1 protein-coding gene is annotated in these 702 nt (G+C 64.0%); it reads right to left on the bottom strand.

Going from position 1 to position 702, the window contains the following annotated elements; genetic code table 11:
• Positions 1-77: 77 nt before the first annotated feature.
• Positions 78-671: a tetratricopeptide repeat protein gene (locus EOA86_RS37145; RefSeq protein ID WP_245497512.1), complete on the bottom strand. Its 594-nt coding sequence runs from the start codon at positions 669-671 to the stop codon at positions 78-80.
• Positions 672-702 lie beyond the last annotated feature (31 nt).

Below are 702 nucleotides of genomic sequence, written 5' to 3'. Positions count from 1 at the left end.
TCCCCGTCCCCAACGACCGGGTTTTAGGAGCCGGCCCCGTCCCCGGGCCGGCTCCACCATTTCAGGAGACACGGGCCTTAGTCCGGCAGGCCCGCCTTGCGAAGGCCCTCGATATATCTGCTGCGATCGTCCGGTCGATGAAACGGCGGCAGCACCTCGGCGAGACTCGAAAGCCGCAGCGAGGGATCGAACGCGCACAGCCGGGCCATCATTTGCTGCGCTTCCAAAAGCCGCCCCGCCAGGGCATGACCTACGGCCGCAACGCGCATGGCGCTTGCGTAGTTCGGCTGGGATCGCAACGAGCTTTCTGCCCATTCGACAGCGTCATCGTAGCGGCCAGCACAGAAGTGAGCGAGCCCCGTGCAGAACTGCCAGGCGAGCAGACGCGGATCCAGTGGACTCAGGCGCATGGCGCCCGCAGCGTGTTCGACGGCCCTGTCCGGCTCACCAAAGCAGGCTCTCACCCAGCTGCTTAGGCCCCAGGCAGCCGCTAAATTCGGATTGAGAACGAGCGCGCGATCGATGCAGACCGCACTGTTCTTGAGTTCGCCCCCAACATAACCAAGGACGTATCCACCATGGGAAAGTGCGATCGCATCGTCCCTGTCGAGTTCGACCGCTCGCCTCGCCAACCGGACGGCTTCTGCGACCTCTTCCGCGCGATCGACCATCCAGCCATTGCTCTTTCGAGTGGCGTAGCAT

This window comes from Mesorhizobium sp. M5C.F.Ca.IN.020.32.2.1 (genome assembly GCF_004023105.1).
GTDB lineage: Bacteria > Pseudomonadota > Alphaproteobacteria > Rhizobiales > Rhizobiaceae > Mesorhizobium > Mesorhizobium wenxiniae.
Note: the sequence above shows the minus strand (reverse complement) of the source record. Positions and strands in the feature narration are given on the sequence as shown.

Bases quoted from the DNA above. Each gene is read 5' to 3' on its own strand.
- EOA86_RS37145 (WP_245497512.1), bottom strand. From the start codon at position 671: ATGGTCGATCGCGCGGAAGAGGTCGCAGAAGCCGTCCGGTTGGCGAGG.